Here is a 15,724-nt window from a genome sequence, read left to right on the forward strand (position 1 = left end):
ATTAAAAAGGGGCAAGTTATCGTAAGATAGCTTGCCCTTTACATGATTCGTTTCAATTTACAAATTCTACATTTCCTTGTTTTTGATTGATATTGAGCTGAATTTGACGGATTCTTTTTACCTCAGCCTTCGTTACTTTCAGATTAAGATCCTGATAAGAAAATTCTTCCCCTTCTTGAGGCACTCGTTGAAATTCTTCAATCAGCCATCCACCAAGCGTATGATTAGATGTAAGCGGAGCATCCATATTAACAAACTGAGCAAAGTCATCAATCGAGTAATCTGCATTAAACACATAACTAGATGGACCTAGTTGTTTCACTTGCCTTATGCTAATATCATGTTCATCCCAGATTTCCCCAACAATTTCTTCCAAAATATCTTCAAGGGTTATCAAGCCTGATGTTCCACCAAATTCATCTATGACAATCGCCATATGCACTTTCAGTTTTTGTAACTCAGGTAATAAGGCAGAGATTTTCATTGATTCTACAACGAACAATGGATTACGGAGTAACGAACGTATATTTAAAGTTTCATTTTGTTGAATATAGGCAGTAAGAAAATCACGTTCAGATAAGATTCCGATAATATTATCGACATTCCCTTCATAAACAGGGATTCTTGAAAAGTGTTCCTTAAAAAAGATTTCTATAATCTCATCTACTGGTTGATGGACTCCAACAGCAACCATATCTGGACGAGGCTTCAAAATCTCATTGACGATAATATCGTCAAATTCAAGAGACCGATGAACCAACTCTTTCTCACTTTTCCCAATGACCCCTTCATCTTCACTAATTTGCACAAGCATTTTAATTTCTTCTTCTGTAACGGAAGGAACTATTTCTTTATTCTTGACAAACATCAAAACAAGGTTTTTCATTTGCAAAAAGATCCAAGTTACCGGATAAAAAACGTTAATTAATATGAACAAAACTCCCGACGTTTTTAACGCATATGCTTCTGCATATTCTTTTGCTAATGACTTTGGGATAATTTCACCAAAAATTAACACCAAAATGGTTACGACAAAAGTACTGATAAACACACCCAAACTAGGTCCATACAATTGAATAGCCATTTGAGATGAAAGCGTTGCAGCTGCAATGTTTACAAGGTTATTACCGACTAAAAGAATCGACAGCGTCTTATCAAAATTCTCAGCAATGTAAACTGCTGTCTTTGCTCCTCGCCTCCCTTCTCCTTCATAATTACGAAGTCGAATTTTGTTTACACTAGAATAAGCGGTTTCGGCTGACGAGAAAAAGGCAGACAGTAATAAGAGCAGGATAAATAACGCAATCGTACTTGACGGAACATCGTCCACCTAAACATCACACTCCAAATAAAGTTACTTATCATTATACCGAATTTTCAGTTAAAATGTTAGAATTTTTAAAAAATAATGTGGAATATACCAAAGTATTTGATTACGATAACAATCAATAAAATAGAAAAGACCTCTACAACGGTAAAGGTCTCGCCAACTCGTTCTTTATATTCCGGACCTCCTTCTGGCTGAGGAAGATCATCTGGTTGTCTTGAGTTATTCCGAACTTTGTTCCACCACCATTGAGACTCTACATCGCCAGACTGATCATTTGCCTTTGCTATCATAGCTCCTGACATTCCTCTGATCGTGAAGGTATACTTAGAAAAAAGTACCTAATATGTTTCTTAACCTGTTCTAATACGCTTACGTTTAGTTGATTTTTCTTGTTGTTCTTCAGCTATAATCGTTCTTTCTCCACCATCTGAAAGCTCTTCTGAGAATTCATAACTCTCTTCGTTTTCATTCAATAGATGTTTAAGTGGGTCACCTTTATCATGTGACAAGTAATATCATCTCCTTGTATTAGATTCAGGTATATTATTTGCAAAACCCCTATAAATAACAAGTCGGTACTTAATTTAATTTATGAACCATTAAAAACCACTAGCACTTGCTACTAGTGGTTTTTAATGGTTCATAAGCTCATTGTATATTCTTCCCATAAAAAATTTCATCCATCTCAGTAGTTAGTTTAGCGGTAATTTCTTCTGCTTCTCCTGGATGCAAGTTTACTTTTGTTGATCCAAACAAGTAGTTGTCTAAATCGAAATCTTTAAGCTTACATTTCGTATGAAAAATGTTTTCTTGATAAATATTAACGTCAATCATATCATACAGTTTTTTCACTTCATCCGGTATGTAATTTTGAATTGAATTAATTTCATGATCAATAAATAATTTCTGACCTTTGATATCTCGTGTAAAGCCACGAACTCGGTAATCCATTGTCATAATATCCGTCTCAAATGAATGAATTAAATAATTTAATGCTTTTAGTGGAGAAATTTCTCCACATGTCGATACATCAATATCCGCTCTAAATGTACTAATCCCTTCTACCGGATGATATTCAGGATAGGTATGAACCGTGATATGGCTTTTATCTAAAGACAAAACAACTGCCTCAGGAAGCGGACCAGGTGATTCATCATATGATTCGGTTGGAACTACTACAACTGGTCCTTCTGATACTAACAAAGTTACACTTGCACCTTGTGGAACGAAATCTTGTTTCGCCACATTTAAAACGTGTGCTCCTATAATTTCCGTAACATTTTCCAATATTTTCGTTAACCTATCTGCATTATATTGCTCATCAATATACTCAAGATAGGCGTCACGCTCTTCTTTTGTTTTTGTATAACATACATCATACATATTAAAACTTAGTGATTTTGTTAAATTATTAAATTCATGTAACGTGATGCGTTGTTCCGGTGTAATTTTCATGAATAAGGTCCCCCTTATTTTCCCAGTAGTGTCTACTTAGATCATAACTTCATATTTTTTATGTTACCCATCTTTAAAAATATAAAACAAATTAAATTACAATGATGTTAATAATTAACTGCTAACCGAGCCTACTTTAAGGAGATACTGAAAATGACTGAATAATGGGACAAGCCCCAGTTATTCCAATTATGCCTACGTTATTTGAGAAAATTACAAATAATGAATATGCCCCTAGAGAAATCATTACGCATACAGTACCTCTTAATGACGCTAGTCAAGCATATAAAATATTTAATGATCATGAAGATAATTGCATTAAAGTTGTTTTGAAGCCGTAAAATCAGATTAAGTGGATGTCTCAAAAATGGTCATATATTGGCCTAATAGACATCCACTAGTCACATATATGAGCGATCCAAAAAGGGATTAAGATGGCTCCGTTCACTATGTACCCACGGATTGAGAAATTCACTCATAGCTAGATCCAAACCTTGTAACAACTAAGCTCTTTGTTTCGAGTTTGTTCAAAAAGTACCCCCTTTTTTTGTGCACAACCTTAAAAATAAAAATTTCTTTTTTTGTGTCACAAACACCCATTGGGTGAATACCATGTGGTTATAAAAGGAGGAGATTACAATGCACAATTACCCAATGAATCAAGGTGCTGGACAACAAATGCAACCTGGAATGATGGATCCTACAGGCCATCAACAACAAATGCAACCTGGCGCGATGGACCCAGCATCTCATCAACAGCAAATGCATGATTTATGTCAACAATATTATCATCATTTAATGCAATTTGAAACAACTGACGGTCAAGTTCATGATGGAATTATTGAAAGTATTGATCAAAATGGTGTTAACATGCTGATCCCTGATGGGGACATGGAACAAGACTACAACAATGATCAACGATACGGATTTGGTGGTGGATATGGTGGTTATCCCCCTTATGGATATGGTTATCCAAGAAGATTCCGCCGCTTCAGACGTCAGAGGTTCCCATTCTTTCTACTAAGAAGTTTATTCTTCCCATACTTTTATTAGTTTTTTCCACCCGGATACATCAGGTTAACGAAGATTGTTGTTAACCTGATGTATTCATATATATCAAGAACTTAAAAATCTCCCTACTTCATCTTTCTTTTCTAAGAAAACTTTTCTACCTAACTCAATAAGTTCATCCATGAACATCACATCGTCAAACGGCACTTCACTACCAAGCTCTTCGTTTAAGCGAAAATATTTATCACCTAAAAGAATTTGACAATGATATGAAATTGATTCTGATGATAAATCAAGCGCTAAATCAAGGAGTTTCGGTTGTACTTTCATCGACATGAAACGAAATGGTAACCACTTTTTAAGTCCCCAATATTTATCATCCTCAATTTTGTATTCAATGTCTTGCACCCCTGTACCTAGAGATAATATTTTAATGTCTTCCATGCTGTTTTGAAAGAAATCCATCGCCTCTGTAATACAAACCAATGAAGGGTTATTCGCCCACAATCCGCCATCAACAGATAAATACCTATTCTTTATATTATTTGGTGGAAAATAAACAGGCGCTGAACAAGAAGACAGAACGGCATCCCATAGTTTAATCGATAAATCATCACTATCCGGGTGACCATAGTTTGAACGATAAACATAGGGCTTCCCATGAGTAACATCTACAGCGGGAATTAAAAGTGGCTTTTTTATATCTGAGAGTGTCAAGTCACCAAACGTATTTTGAAAAAAGCGACGTAAATAGCGATCACTGTATACACTTTTAAATAAACCAATTTTAGCTTGTCGTATAAAAATCTTCTTCCCGAATTCTTTATAGCTATCTAGAACAGATGACATCTCTTTTTTTAACGTAATAGACGTCGCAATGATTGATCCCGTACTTGTTCCCGCAACAACATCAAAGAGATCACCGATTGGCCTGTTATACTCCTCTTCTAATGCTTGTAAAATGGCAACAGGAAATACACCTCGAACCCCTCCACCATCTATGCATAATATCTTCATTGATCATCTCACCTTAAATTCACGGTATTTTTTTTATTATTCACTTCTTAATCATAGACTATGACGATACTAACAATTTTCTTATTAAGATTGAATTCATTTATAAGGGATTTTGGCTTTACTGACTTTTCTTTTGTATATAACCTCATTCTTGAGAGAAATTAAAATTATAGTTTTTATTATATTTTAAAGAGGAGGATCCAACTTGGAAGGAAAAACACCATTTGAATTTGATCGATATACTGCGGCAAACCTCAGTCCTGAATTGTTAGAACGTGTTACATCATTAGAAGAGGATATTAGAAGTGCTACTGACAAAGATGTCGTCCTTATCGCTTATGAAGAAAGTGACCATAATCCTGCTTAATGAATAAAAGCCTGATATAACCATATCAGGCTTTTGTTTGGAAAAACCGGTATATCAAAAACTAAATCCAGCTCTTAAAGCTTTAGGGGTGAGGATGTCTCCTCCTAAAGTAAGTGATGCTTCATTTGCCCAAAATGGATTTCATAACATCCCTCGACCAGCAGCTTGAATAATTTCTCTACGAACAAACTTTTATCTTGCTCGTATTTATCTTCACGTTTATTTGTTAAGGGAGATTGAAATTGATGAATTAAATAGCCGTGAGCTCCGTGTAATTCAATCGTATCAGCCCCAAAGGCTTGTATAATGAGTGAAATGCCAATCGTTCGGCTTTCCGTCTTTACCTGTTACAGAATATTGACACATTGGTGGCATAACAATCCTGTTTTTCAGGTTCAACCCCATTAATTCATTTGGTGTTTCCCTTTTAAAAAAATCGGCATTCAAAAATTAAACAAACGTTTGATTAATTTTAATTGTTGTTATTTGCAAGCCTAATAAGTATGTAGCTTTCAAGTACAAATTTTATAATTTAAAAGGAAGTTGCTATTATAAAACTGAAAAAAACATGTGCTAATAACTTAGACATATTGGTTCTTTCCTGGGCAAGCGCATAATCCAACATTATCAGAGACTTGTCGACTTTATAAGCTATAACAGCAAAAAGCCCCCAATTTCATTGAATTAGCGGGGGCTCCAATTCCTTATTGATTTCCTTTTTTAATCCATTCAGCAACTTGAACCGTGCGCTTAGCTTGGTATTTAGCTGCTTCTTCTACGTCCTCTTGCATTTTTCCGTCTTGACCAACGGTTACACTCGTTCCGTATGGATTCCCTCCAGAAGCAAATAATAATGGATCGGTGTACCCAGGCGAGGCAACAATCGCACCCCAGTGGTACATCGTTGTATAAAGAGATAAAATAGTTGCTTCTTGCCCACCATGTGCATTGCTTGCAGATGACATAGCACTTACCGCTTTATTTGCAAGTTTCCCATTCGCCCAAAGGCCACCAGTTGTATCAATAAACTGTTTCATTTGTGCAGGCATGTTTCCAAAGCGAGTTGGTACACTAAAGATAATCGCGTCAGCCCATTCTAAATCATCTAACGTTGCTTCAGGAACATCTTTCGCCTCTTCAACATGTGCCTTCCATGCCGGATTTGAATCAATTGCAGCTTGTGGAGCTAGTTCAGGTACTTTTACTAATTTCACATCAGCACCTGCTGCCTTTCCACCTTCTTCTGCCCATTTTGCTAATGTATAGTTTGTGCCTGTTGAACTGTAATAAATCACTGCTAATTTAATGTTTGACATATTTCCCGTCTCCTTTTTAGTTAACTGACCAATTTTTTTATAATACTCATTACATTCTTACCTAGTAGGATATGATGTATGTAAGATTATCCTAAAAAATAATCACCCCCTATAATTGATTCAAATGTCTGGATTTCATTAATGGTCTTAATTCATATATTATGAATTAGAGATATGTATGCCGTGAAACTCTTTTAGAATTTCACTTTACCTTAAGTAGGTCGTTCTAATTCAAACATCTCACCTAATTTTGCATACGAATTACCTGCTAAGCGAGCCACTGGCTGCAATCCTTTTGCATCAATTCTTCCTTTATCATACAATTCTTTACGAATATGATACATAACAACACGACCAATTAATAATTCACAAGTTGGTAATTCTTTTGTGCCACCAAGTGTAATGACTTCTTCAAGTAGACATTCCATTCGCACCCTTGCTTCTTTAATACCCGGTACACTTATTTTCAAACTATCTATTATCGTTAAATTAGCATCTTCGACTTCACTTTTGTTTGATGGAAGGTTCTTTGCTGTCATATTTAGTTGGCCAATATAGGATTCATCTGAAACATGAACGACAAATTCCTTACGTAAAATCGCATTTCTCGATGTATCTTTCATTTCCCCATTTTTTCTCTGCACTGAAATGGAAATCATGGGAGGATTTGATGAGACAACATTAAAATAACTAAAAGGCGCAGCATTTAGGATTCCATCATTTGAGAGCGTAGTAACGACTGCTACTGGCCTTGGGATAATACTTCCTGTTAGGAATTTATAATTATCACGTTCAGCTAAATCATTAGGATCAATTGACTTCAAAGAAACTCCTCCTGTCGGCGACAATTATTATTAATTCATTTATTCTTAATTCGAGATATATGTATATAAAAAAATTAACGCTCTTCTGCATAAAGGCCTAATTTTTTTAGTTGTGAAATCATTACCTCTTTTTCACCTTGTTCAAGACCTCCAAAGATTTCTTGAATTGCTTCTCTATGCTTAGGAAAAATATCATCCATTAAACGCTCGCCTAGTTCTGTAATAACTGCGTACGTTACACGACGATCTTTTGGACAAGGTTTTCTTTCTAACAATTGTTTTTTTTCTAATTTATCAACAACATACGTAATACTGCTACTTGCAAGTAATACTTTTTCACCGATTTTTTGAATTGGCTGGTTTCCTTTACTATAAAGTAGCTCAAGAACTCCGAATTCCGTTGGATTAAGTCCATAGCTTTTAATGTCTTCTTCCACCCGCTTCGTAATCGCTTGTATTGCGCGCGTCATGACAACAAATAATTTCAGCGATTGATCTTGATCGAAAATTCCGTTTTGTTTCATCTAATCCATTCCTTTGATATGTATCTCGAATTCGAGGTAATTATATAATTAATCTCTCACTTTTGTCAACACTAGAGACAACTAGCTTCACAATGTTTTCAATAATAATCTTAGGACGAATGAATAAAAAATGATAAGGGCAAGTTTTTATACTCCCTGCCCCTTTCAAATTGATTTTTATTCTATTAGATTATGAGAGCTTCGCTAATATTTCTCGGATGAAAGCTGGCTCATCCTTTGGAGTACGAGATGTAATTACGTTTTCACTTACGACAACTTCCTCGTCCTTAAAGTCAGCACCTGCTAATTTCACATCGTCTCGGATACCAACATAACAAGTAGCTTGTTTTCCATCCAAAACATTTGCACTTATCATCACTTGAGGCCCATGACAAATGCCAGCTATTAGCTTGCTTTGTGCATTTACTTCTCTTACAAAACGAACAATGTCGTCATTTACTCTTAAAGCCTCTGGTGCTCCACCGCCTGGGATAATTACCGCATCAAAATCGGTTGCCTTCACATCTGTCGCCGCTAATTCTGACGTATACATGGTTCCCTTTTTCCCTTCACACTCAACATCTTTCTCTAACCCAATAATTGTTGTTTCATGACCTGCTTCTCTCACTTTTTCATAAGGATTTTTCATTTCGGAGTCTTCAAATCCATTTGCTAATAAAAATGCTACTTTTGCCATTATAACAACCTCCATGTTGTAAAGATGAAATGTCTTAATGTGTATAAAAATGATATACCACATTTATGTATTTAGTAAACATTCAGATGATTTTTTTGCTAAAATAATGTAAGAAACCAAAAACATATAAACAACAAAGGCAGTGAATAACAATATGAGATATTTTAAGCCCGACTTTGAACTCCACCATTTTTCAGATATTAATGTTGAATGGCTCGGAAAAAATAACATCAAAACAATTTTTTCTGATTTAGATAGTACTCTTGCTAGCCACGACCTACCTGCTGGAGATGAATTACGAAAGTGGATAACAATGCTGAAGCAGCAGAATGTTCAATTAGTCATTGCGTCCAATAATAGTCAAGACCGTGTTGATCGCTTTTGTCACCCATTTGATATTATTGGCTTTGGCCAATGCAGGAAGCCAACATCAGGTGAAGTGAAGAAACATATGCGAGCAATCGATGCAAAGATTGAAACGAGTCTTTTTTTAGGAGATCAATTATTTACCGATATATGGTGTGGAAAACGAGTCGGAATTAAGACAGCATTAGTAATACCAATTGGTCAGGAACATGAACCAATCCAAATCGTATTTAAACGAAAAATTGAAAACTGGATCAAAAAAAAATGGTGAAAGTCGTCTTATTTATAAACATTTAGATCCAGTCTTTACTGGATCTTTTTTTGTTCCTATTTTTTACTTTTTCACATGAAAGGCTCCCTCCTTACTCATAATAATATAGGGAGGTTATACAACTTATGGTACAGATTGCTTTAACGATTCTAATGCTCTTTATTCCTCTTATAGAAATATATGATGATTTTACTGTTATCCAAGATGGTAAAACTATTGCTAGTGTTCACAGATCGGAATTTGCTTCGGACTTACTTGGTAAAGATGTAATTGATCTAGATAAGTACGATCAATTCTCACAGAAGATTGATCAACAAACATATCAGCCCCCTGTAAATGCAACGATTGATAAATTCGGACATATCGTCTCTGAACAAGTAGGTTATAGACTTGACCGTCAAAAATTCAAACATTCCTTTTATCGATATTATTATGGACGAGGGCATAGTCAGATCGAAGTACCAAGGCAATCCTTACATCCTCGAGTAGATAGTGAATTATTAGCAGATATTCGCCTTAAGCGAATTGGTCAATATGTGACATATTTTAATAGTCGCAACAAACAACGCTCTCATAATATTTCACTTGCTTCTGAGGCCATTAATAACCAAGTTGTCTTTCCCGGAGAAGTCTTTTCTTTTAACGAAATTGTTGGAAAGAGAACAAAGGAAAGAGGGTATTTGCCTGCTCCTGTTATTGTCAGAGGTGAGTTATCAGAAGGAATTGGCGGAGGCATTTGCCAGGTATCCTCCACTTTGTACAATGCTGTAGATCATGCTGGGTTAGAAATTGTTCAGCGTTATTCCCATAGTAGACGAGTTCCTTACGTCCCTCGTGGTCGAGATGCTACGGTCAGTTGGTATGGACCCGATTTTGTCTTTCGAAATAAGTTGAACCAACCCATTTTAATTCAATCTAAAATTTATGGTGGCCAAATGATCGTCCTAATTCTCTCATCTGATGCGATTGAAACTATTCAAAGAAACGTTCCTGATGCTCCTAATAAATTACCAAAAGAAATTGATATCGAAAAAAATTGAACCCAAATGATAAAAGGGTCTGACCTCTTGGGCACAATGTATGGCTTTTGACTCAAGCCATACTATTGTGCCGACTAGTCGAGGTCAGACCCTTTTATTGCATCATCTGTCGTTTAAAACATACTTCACCATTCTAATTGATAAGCTCAACAGGGATCTGTTCAAGCTTCCATTCGCTAGTTAGAGACTCTCTTTTCGCACGGAACGTATAAAATGCTCCAAACTCTCCCTCACCCTTTTCTTTGATAATAAAAGAAAGAGGAATTTCGAAAAGATACGGTCCTTCAATTGAAGGGCTATTCTTTTTGTTCACTAGCCTTATTGAGTCTACCTCAGCAATCATTTTCGTTGATTCCCCGTTCTCATCACGGTAAATAAGGTTTAGTAAATCAAGATCTTGTTGGTTTAAAGCAACAAAAAACAATTCAACGATATCAGCGGGAGATAGTTGTTTCACAAATGAAGACAATAAACCACCAGCCCTATAAACCATAATTTGATGAGGAAGGTCAAGACTTTTTGAAGTATGAGTTACACTATCTTTAAAATGAATACAGAAGTGTCCTGGAAATCCATTCGCAAGTGCTCCACCCCCATGGGGCATGCCGTGCATTGAAGCTGCGATTTTCTCATTATTATGATGAATAAGAATCGCTCTTCTCTTCCAACTCCATTTGCCGCCATAAATTTCTTTCATGACCTTCGTATCTTTTATTGTTAAAGGTTGAACATCTGCATGATTGCTGCCAGCTCTTCTTTGCGCTTGAAAACATAAACCTGTTTCTAAATCTGTAATCATAAAGCTGGTGTAACGAGGAATAAGTTGGTCAACCTCTTCCCAGGAATAGAGCTTGCCGAAATGATGGTCTTCTAAACCTTTCAAATAACTCTTTAAACTCGCTTTTACATTAGGAGCTACATCCATCTTTTGTTTTTCTTTCAGATCATAAATCTCTCCTTTTGAATCCATTGAAAAGATACGGAAGGTGCCTTTATCTTCAAAAAGCAAATATGCATTCGTCAGAGGAACCTCTGACACCTTATCAATGGATTGAGCTTGCAACAGAGCTTGTGTGATCTTTTCTGATTTAACTTCTAAAACGGTCTGAAATAATGAATGACTAGACGATTTGACTACTAATAAAACTTGTCCATTCGAGCTATTTGCTAATGCAAAACTGGGTAATACAAAACTAAATAGTAAAAACATCACTATGATTTTTTTCATTATTTCGACACCTGTTTTTATAGTTTATTTTTCCTAATTTAGATCGCGCTTTAACGACCTTCCTGCTTTTCTTCCTCAAATATAACGGGATTAAATAAGGAGCTTGTAATAGTTTGGGTAACAGGTACTCCTCCAGTATATTCCTGAATCTCTTCTTCTATTTTTCGAAGATCGTGTTCAACGAGTTCAGTCGATTCATTCGACCCTTTTAATTGTTCTAATTTAATTTGTAGCATTTGTCGTGTTTCCGTTAATACGTAGACGTTTTCAAGTTTTTCATAATATGTTGTAGGTTGATGATTCATAAAAACCTCCTTCATTCTTTTATCATATAATTCCTCAACCATTAAATCATATTCGTCCATGCCGCTATTACCAACTGGCGAGCCTTATCACAATTTTATCTTCTACTTCTTTCGCTTTTTTTCCATCGAGAACATTATTAAGCAAAATTGAAAAGATTAGCGTTTCTCCAGATGTTGTCTCTACGTAGCCAGATAAAGAGCTTACCGTATTTAGTGTGCCTGTTTTGGCTTTCACCTTACCATCCGCTATTGTATTTATCATACGTGAAGACAATGTACCGGTACTCAAGCTATCTTCCCCACCAACAATAGGTAATGCATCAAGAAATGTTGGAAACCATGATTGAAATTGAATTGAATATAACAGTTGAGAAATTTCATTAGCTGGGGTTAGATTCACATGAGAAATACCTGAACCATCCCTTATTACTAACGTATTTATATTCACCCCGAAATTTTTCATTTCAGATTGTACCACTTCAATTCCTTTCTCCCAACTTCCTTCTCCCTTCTTAACTTTTCCCATTTCTTTTATAATCGTCTCGGCATGACCATTATTGCTTTTTCTCATAAATGGAATTAGTAACTTTGATAACGGGATAGATTGGTGCATTGCTAAGTGAGTTGCATCATCAGGTGTTTTCCCTTGCATTCTATTGCCAAGTAGTGTAATACCGTGTTCTTCTAATGATTCTTTTGCTAATTGCAATACATAGTCAGTCGGTTCCCAAACAGCAACCCTCTCTCTTACCTTGCCTGAATTAATAGGCATGTCACCTTCGATCATAATTTGATTTGTCCCATGTTCCCGATTAATCGACAGACTCCTTGCTTGATTCTCTGGTACTGTCATTGTGTTATTGATTATGTCTACATAATTTGTATGAGGACAGAGTGAGATTGTGCCTTTTTGACCAACCTTTTTTCCTGAGGTAACTTCTATAATAATGGTGCCAGCATCATAGTTTGTGTTTGGTGAAGCTGTTAATGCAGAAATGGCAGCACCATAATAAGTTGTTTCATCACTCCATGGCAAATCCACTGAATAACGTATATCGTCGAACCAGTGGTCATCTCCTATTAAATCACCACGGATAACTGTGATTCCTTTTTTCTGTAACACTTGAATTAGTTCATCAATGTCCTCTTTCATAAGAGTGGGGTCTCCCTTTCCCTTTACATATAAATTCCCAGTTAGCATTTTCCATACTATGTTTCCATCTGTAAAAATATCGGTTTGGAATGTATAATTCTCTCCTAAGGTCGATAATGCAGTTGCCGCTGTAACTACTTTCATATTGGAAGCTGGACGTAACCGAGTGTCTCCGAAATAGTCATAAATAAGCTCACCCGTACTTGCTGAGCGGACACTAATACTTGCTAATGCACCTTCAAGAAGTACTTCTGATTGAACAAGTTGCTGTAATTCTTGAGATAACTCATTCTTTTTTTCCAGTGCGTTAACGGAAGGCGGTGAAACAATTAGAAAAAAACTTAGAAGCATGCTTAAATTCATCCATTTACCCATTTTATCCATGTCCTCTCGCTTCAAAAAGTTAGAAGAGCTTCCGTCAGTGATCTATTGCTATTGTTAGTTTTACAACGAAATCCAATTCTTATCAAAAATAAATTACATTCATAAGGAGACACTAAAATTAGCACGTTATCATCAGGTCGTGCATCACACCCTTTTTCCGGATAATTTTGCAATTGTGAGGTGACTTGGGAATGGAGCCAAATGAAACAAGAGATCAAATCACGGTAGAGGATGAACAAGGCCAAGAAAGAGACTATTCAGTTGAAGCGTTATTTGAAATGAAAAATCATTCATATGCTCTTTTGACATCAAATGAAGAAACGATTCTTATGCGCGTTGAAGATAATGATGATGAGCAATATCTAGTCGGAATTTCAGATCCAAACGAAAGAGATTCCATTTTACATGCCTACGAAATAGCCGTTGAAGCGAATCCAGCAGATTAATACACTATTTCAGTTGGGGTGAAAACAATAGCAGAATACGAAAAAACTGAACAAAAAGAGTAATTCACTAAGAAAAGAACACGACATTTCGATTATAATGTCGTGTTCTTTTCCACCTCCATTAATGACGCATTATTATGCTTTTTTACTTCCTTAATAGACAAATAAAGCTGATAGTTTCCATATATCAATAAATCATTCAAAAGGTGATTTAAAGCTTCTTGTGAACGAACCGTTATCTTCAGAAGATAACATGCATCTCCTGAAACGCGATGTGCTTCGCTAATTTCATTACGAGTAGCAATAAATTTCAATAAATCATCATGCGTATGAGCATTCATATAAAAGATGACAAAGGCTGTAAAAGGAAGCCCCACTTTCAATTCATCAATCACAATCGAATATGCTTGAATGACGCCGTTATCCTCCATTTTTTTAATACGATTGCCTACCGCTTGTCCTGTCATATGAATCTCTTCACCAATTTCTTTCCATTGTATCCGAGCGTTTTTGTTTAATAGTTTTAGAATTTGAACATCAATTGAATCAATTTGCATAGTAACTCCTTTCACCGTGAAAAAATTTTGAATGATTGTCTTTCATGCGACCATCGTAAATTCAATGAAACTTGTATATTCTTATACTATATAAAATTTTAAGAGGTGAAGAAAATGACAACAGCTATATTAGTGATTGATATTCAAAATGACTATTTTCCAAATGGAAAGATGGCTTTAACAAACCCTGAGCAAGCAGCACAAAATGCGGCTAAACTGCTTTCACACTTCAGAGAAACAGGCGCACCAGTCTTTCATGTACAGCATATCACAGAAGGTGAAGTCGTTCCTTTTTTCCATCCAAATACAGAAGGTGTCGAAATTCATGAGTCAGTACGCCCAATAGAAGGCGAGACAGTCATTGAAAAACATATGCCGAATAGCTTCTTCAATACAAACTTAAATGAAAAATTACAAGAGCAAGGGGTTAAAGAATTAATCGTTTGCGGTATGATGTCACATATGTGTATTGATGCAACAGTACGTGCAGCAGTTGAACACGGATATACATGCCAAGTGATTGAAGATGCTTGTGCAACCACAACATTACAAATTGAAGATAAAATCATTCCCGCTGATCATGTTCATTACGCATTTATGGCCGCATTAAATGGCATCTATGCAACAGTGAAAACAACAGAGGCATTTTTAAAATAAAAGAGATTCTTTTGGGACTATAATGTCTTTATCTTTACAAGAATGATGTTTTCAATAACTTAATAAAGGGTGTCCAGAAAAAACAACTTCTGGACACCCTTTATTCATTATACTTAATTTTGTTGTTGGGAACTCTTAAACATTTATCATTCTTTAAAAGATAAAACTTCAAATCCTTTGTTATATGTTGAGGTCATTATCGGTGTTTGTCAATATAGTTGTCGTATTTGTTACTTTAGTGATTTCCCAAAATATCATCATTCCCCGAATTCAGTCAAGGCTACCGCAGGTATTTTTTCTTTTATAAGCTTTTTAGCATCTGGTAAACCTGCATGGTGACCTGCCACCATAATACCAGCTAGTTGTGCACGAATATCGGGTATTTCTTGTAATAAAATCGTTCCACCAAGGGCATGTTTTACAGACCCCCTGATTCCGCTATTAGACTGGATATACGACTGAAATTCCTTAGTCTTTTTTCCTAAATCATGGGCAAGCGCTGCAACTGCTGTTATTCCAAAAGGATCAAATGATCGACTATAAACTAAAGAACGTTCCAGTACGCCTCTAGTATGATCTTCTAGTGAATGAGGCCGTATTCTTTCATTTGGAGCAGAATGAGCAATAAACAACCCAAAACCACCTTTCAACTACACTTTATAAAAGGTTTATCACACAAAAATTTTACATACATTAATCCACTAGTGTTGCATAAAAATTGACGGAATTTTCAGTTTTCACATTTATCCTGCTTAGAGCCAAAAAGGTAAATACCT

20 protein-coding genes and 2 pseudogenes are annotated in these 15,724 nt (G+C 35.8%); 7 read left to right on the forward strand and 15 right to left on the reverse strand.

Features of this window, described 5'->3' with window-relative positions; genetic code table 11:
* Positions 1–52: 52 nt before the first annotated feature.
* The 4 genes from SAZ04_RS17160 to speD form a co-directional block, all read right to left on the reverse strand.
* Positions 53–1,330 (reverse strand): hemolysin family protein, encoded by a 1,278-nt coding sequence (locus SAZ04_RS17160; RefSeq protein ID WP_332697486.1) that lies wholly within the window; start codon positions 1,328–1,330, stop codon positions 53–55.
* Positions 1,331–1,398: 68 nt separating this feature from the next.
* Complete coding sequence (locus tag SAZ04_RS17165) at positions 1,399–1,620, reverse strand: hypothetical protein (protein ID WP_332697488.1); 222 nt, start codon at positions 1,618–1,620, stop codon at positions 1,399–1,401.
* Positions 1,621–1,680: 60 nt separating this feature from the next.
* On the reverse strand, positions 1,681–1,839 hold the full coding sequence (locus SAZ04_RS17170; RefSeq protein ID WP_332697489.1) for a hypothetical protein: 159 nt from the start codon (positions 1,837–1,839) through the stop codon (positions 1,681–1,683).
* A gap of 139 nt (positions 1,840–1,978) precedes the next feature.
* Positions 1,979–2,785, reverse strand: coding sequence for an adenosylmethionine decarboxylase (gene speD, locus SAZ04_RS17175; RefSeq protein WP_332697491.1), 807 nt, complete (start codon positions 2,783–2,785; stop codon positions 1,979–1,981).
* A 164-nt stretch (positions 2,786–2,949) separates the two neighbouring features.
* On the opposite strand from speD, the pseudogene SAZ04_RS17180 reads away from it, so the two are divergent.
* Together SAZ04_RS17180 and SAZ04_RS17185 are read left to right on the forward strand one after the other, a co-directional pair.
* Positions 2,950–3,126, forward strand: a pseudogene (locus tag SAZ04_RS17180) (glutathione-dependent formaldehyde dehydrogenase); the annotation flags it as partial.
* Between the two features lie 298 nt (positions 3,127–3,424).
* A complete protein-coding gene (locus SAZ04_RS17185) occupies positions 3,425–3,838 on the forward strand; it encodes a hypothetical protein (RefSeq protein WP_332697493.1) in 414 nt (137 codons plus the stop codon).
* Positions 3,839–3,901: 63 nt separating this feature from the next.
* Here SAZ04_RS17185 and SAZ04_RS17190 read toward each other — a convergent pair whose 3' ends face one another.
* The gene (locus SAZ04_RS17190; protein WP_332697495.1) at positions 3,902–4,813 is read right to left on the reverse strand and encodes a CBASS cGAMP-activated phospholipase; all 912 of its coding nucleotides are present in this window, start codon (positions 4,811–4,813) and stop codon (positions 3,902–3,904) included.
* A 205-nt stretch (positions 4,814–5,018) separates the two neighbouring features.
* On the opposite strand from SAZ04_RS17190, the gene SAZ04_RS17195 reads away from it, so the two are divergent.
* Positions 5,019–5,180: a hypothetical protein gene (locus SAZ04_RS17195; protein ID WP_332697497.1), complete on the forward strand. Its 162-nt coding sequence runs from the start codon at positions 5,019–5,021 to the stop codon at positions 5,178–5,180.
* 152 nt (positions 5,181–5,332) lie between these two features.
* On the opposite strand, the pseudogene SAZ04_RS17200 reads toward SAZ04_RS17195, so the two are convergent.
* The 5 genes and pseudogenes from SAZ04_RS17200 to SAZ04_RS17220 form a co-directional block, all read right to left on the reverse strand.
* Positions 5,333–5,585 (reverse strand): annotated as a pseudogene (locus SAZ04_RS17200) (oxidoreductase); the annotation flags it as partial.
* A 299-nt stretch (positions 5,586–5,884) separates the two neighbouring features.
* The gene (wrbA, locus tag SAZ04_RS17205) at positions 5,885–6,496 is read right to left on the reverse strand and encodes an NAD(P)H:quinone oxidoreductase (RefSeq protein WP_332697499.1); all 612 of its coding nucleotides are present in this window, start codon (positions 6,494–6,496) and stop codon (positions 5,885–5,887) included.
* A 212-nt stretch (positions 6,497–6,708) separates the two neighbouring features.
* On the reverse strand, positions 6,709–7,320 hold the full coding sequence (locus SAZ04_RS17210) for a flavin reductase family protein (RefSeq protein WP_332697502.1): 612 nt from the start codon (positions 7,318–7,320) through the stop codon (positions 6,709–6,711).
* A 74-nt stretch (positions 7,321–7,394) separates the two neighbouring features.
* On the reverse strand, positions 7,395–7,844 hold the full coding sequence (locus SAZ04_RS17215) for a MarR family winged helix-turn-helix transcriptional regulator (protein WP_332697504.1): 450 nt from the start codon (positions 7,842–7,844) through the stop codon (positions 7,395–7,397).
* Positions 7,845–8,034: 190 nt separating this feature from the next.
* The gene (locus SAZ04_RS17220) at positions 8,035–8,541 is read right to left on the reverse strand and encodes a type 1 glutamine amidotransferase domain-containing protein (RefSeq protein WP_332697506.1); all 507 of its coding nucleotides are present in this window, start codon (positions 8,539–8,541) and stop codon (positions 8,035–8,037) included.
* A gap of 154 nt (positions 8,542–8,695) precedes the next feature.
* Between SAZ04_RS17220 and SAZ04_RS17225 the strand changes: the two genes are divergently transcribed.
* Both SAZ04_RS17225 and SAZ04_RS17230 read left to right on the forward strand, forming a co-directional pair.
* The gene (locus tag SAZ04_RS17225) at positions 8,696–9,178 is read left to right on the forward strand and encodes a YqeG family HAD IIIA-type phosphatase (protein WP_332697509.1); all 483 of its coding nucleotides are present in this window, start codon (positions 8,696–8,698) and stop codon (positions 9,176–9,178) included.
* 125 nt (positions 9,179–9,303) lie between these two features.
* A complete protein-coding gene (locus SAZ04_RS17230; RefSeq protein ID WP_332697511.1) occupies positions 9,304–10,218 on the forward strand; it encodes a VanW family protein in 915 nt (304 codons plus the stop codon).
* 133 nt (positions 10,219–10,351) lie between these two features.
* Here SAZ04_RS17230 and SAZ04_RS17235 read toward each other — a convergent pair whose 3' ends face one another.
* The 3 genes from SAZ04_RS17235 to dacB form a co-directional block, all read right to left on the reverse strand.
* On the reverse strand, positions 10,352–11,446 hold the full coding sequence (locus SAZ04_RS17235; protein WP_332697513.1) for a hypothetical protein: 1,095 nt from the start codon (positions 11,444–11,446) through the stop codon (positions 10,352–10,354).
* Between the two features lie 50 nt (positions 11,447–11,496).
* The gene (locus SAZ04_RS17240; protein ID WP_332697515.1) at positions 11,497–11,751 is read right to left on the reverse strand and encodes a hypothetical protein; all 255 of its coding nucleotides are present in this window, start codon (positions 11,749–11,751) and stop codon (positions 11,497–11,499) included.
* Positions 11,752–11,818: 67 nt separating this feature from the next.
* A complete protein-coding gene (gene dacB, locus SAZ04_RS17245) occupies positions 11,819–13,279 on the reverse strand; it encodes a D-alanyl-D-alanine carboxypeptidase/D-alanyl-D-alanine endopeptidase (protein ID WP_332697517.1) in 1,461 nt (486 codons plus the stop codon).
* Between the two features lie 200 nt (positions 13,280–13,479).
* Here dacB and SAZ04_RS17250 point away from each other — a divergent pair, with 200 nt between their 5' ends.
* The gene (locus SAZ04_RS17250) at positions 13,480–13,734 is read left to right on the forward strand and encodes a DUF1292 domain-containing protein (RefSeq protein WP_332697519.1); all 255 of its coding nucleotides are present in this window, start codon (positions 13,480–13,482) and stop codon (positions 13,732–13,734) included.
* Positions 13,735–13,826: 92 nt separating this feature from the next.
* On the opposite strand, the gene SAZ04_RS17255 is transcribed toward SAZ04_RS17250, so the two are convergent.
* A complete protein-coding gene (locus SAZ04_RS17255; RefSeq protein WP_332697521.1) occupies positions 13,827–14,291 on the reverse strand; it encodes an Lrp/AsnC family transcriptional regulator in 465 nt (154 codons plus the stop codon).
* A 114-nt stretch (positions 14,292–14,405) separates the two neighbouring features.
* On the opposite strand from SAZ04_RS17255, the gene SAZ04_RS17260 reads away from it, so the two are divergent.
* Complete coding sequence (locus tag SAZ04_RS17260; protein WP_332697523.1) at positions 14,406–14,948, forward strand: cysteine hydrolase family protein; 543 nt, start codon at positions 14,406–14,408, stop codon at positions 14,946–14,948.
* 257 nt (positions 14,949–15,205) lie between these two features.
* On the opposite strand, the gene SAZ04_RS17265 is transcribed toward SAZ04_RS17260, so the two are convergent.
* Entirely contained in the window at positions 15,206–15,580 is a 375-nt protein-coding gene (locus SAZ04_RS17265; RefSeq protein WP_332697525.1) for a CRISPR-associated endonuclease Cas3'', read from the reverse strand.
* Positions 15,581–15,724 lie beyond the last annotated feature (144 nt).

It is taken from the genome of Halalkalibacter lacteus, from assembly GCF_036663595.1.
GTDB lineage: Bacteria > Bacillota > Bacilli > Bacillales > Bacillaceae_D > Halalkalibacter > Halalkalibacter lacteus.

Excerpts from the sequence above, each read along its gene's own strand:
- SAZ04_RS17215 (WP_332697504.1), bottom strand. The coding sequence starts at position 7,844 with ATGAAACAAAACGGAATTTTCGATCAAGATCAATCGCTGAAATTATTT.
- SAZ04_RS17260 (WP_332697523.1), top strand. The coding sequence starts at position 14,406 with ATGACAACAGCTATATTAGTGATTGATATTCAAAATGACTATTTTCCA.
- speD (WP_332697491.1), bottom strand. The coding sequence starts at position 2,785 with ATGAAAATTACACCGGAACAACGCATCACGTTACATGAATTTAATAAT.
- SAZ04_RS17255 (WP_332697521.1), bottom strand. The coding sequence starts at position 14,291 with ATGCAAATTGATTCAATTGATGTTCAAATTCTAAAACTATTAAACAAA.
- wrbA (WP_332697499.1), bottom strand. The coding sequence starts at position 6,496 with ATGTCAAACATTAAATTAGCAGTGATTTATTACAGTTCAACAGGCACA.
- SAZ04_RS17190 (WP_332697495.1), bottom strand. The coding sequence starts at position 4,813 with ATGAAGATATTATGCATAGATGGTGGAGGGGTTCGAGGTGTATTTCCT.
- SAZ04_RS17240 (WP_332697515.1), bottom strand. The coding sequence starts at position 11,751 with ATGAATCATCAACCTACAACATATTATGAAAAACTTGAAAACGTCTAC.
- SAZ04_RS17220 (WP_332697506.1), bottom strand. The coding sequence starts at position 8,541 with ATGGCAAAAGTAGCATTTTTATTAGCAAATGGATTTGAAGACTCCGAA.
- SAZ04_RS17230 (WP_332697511.1), top strand. The coding sequence starts at position 9,304 with ATGGTACAGATTGCTTTAACGATTCTAATGCTCTTTATTCCTCTTATA.
- SAZ04_RS17185 (WP_332697493.1), top strand. The coding sequence starts at position 3,425 with ATGCACAATTACCCAATGAATCAAGGTGCTGGACAACAAATGCAACCT.
- dacB (WP_332697517.1), bottom strand. The coding sequence starts at position 13,279 with ATGGGTAAATGGATGAATTTAAGCATGCTTCTAAGTTTTTTTCTAATT.
- SAZ04_RS17165 (WP_332697488.1), bottom strand. The coding sequence starts at position 1,620 with ATGATAGCAAAGGCAAATGATCAGTCTGGCGATGTAGAGTCTCAATGG.
- SAZ04_RS17250 (WP_332697519.1), top strand. The coding sequence starts at position 13,480 with ATGGAGCCAAATGAAACAAGAGATCAAATCACGGTAGAGGATGAACAA.
- SAZ04_RS17235 (WP_332697513.1), bottom strand. The coding sequence starts at position 11,446 with ATGAAAAAAATCATAGTGATGTTTTTACTATTTAGTTTTGTATTACCC.
- SAZ04_RS17225 (WP_332697509.1), top strand. The coding sequence starts at position 8,696 with ATGAGATATTTTAAGCCCGACTTTGAACTCCACCATTTTTCAGATATT.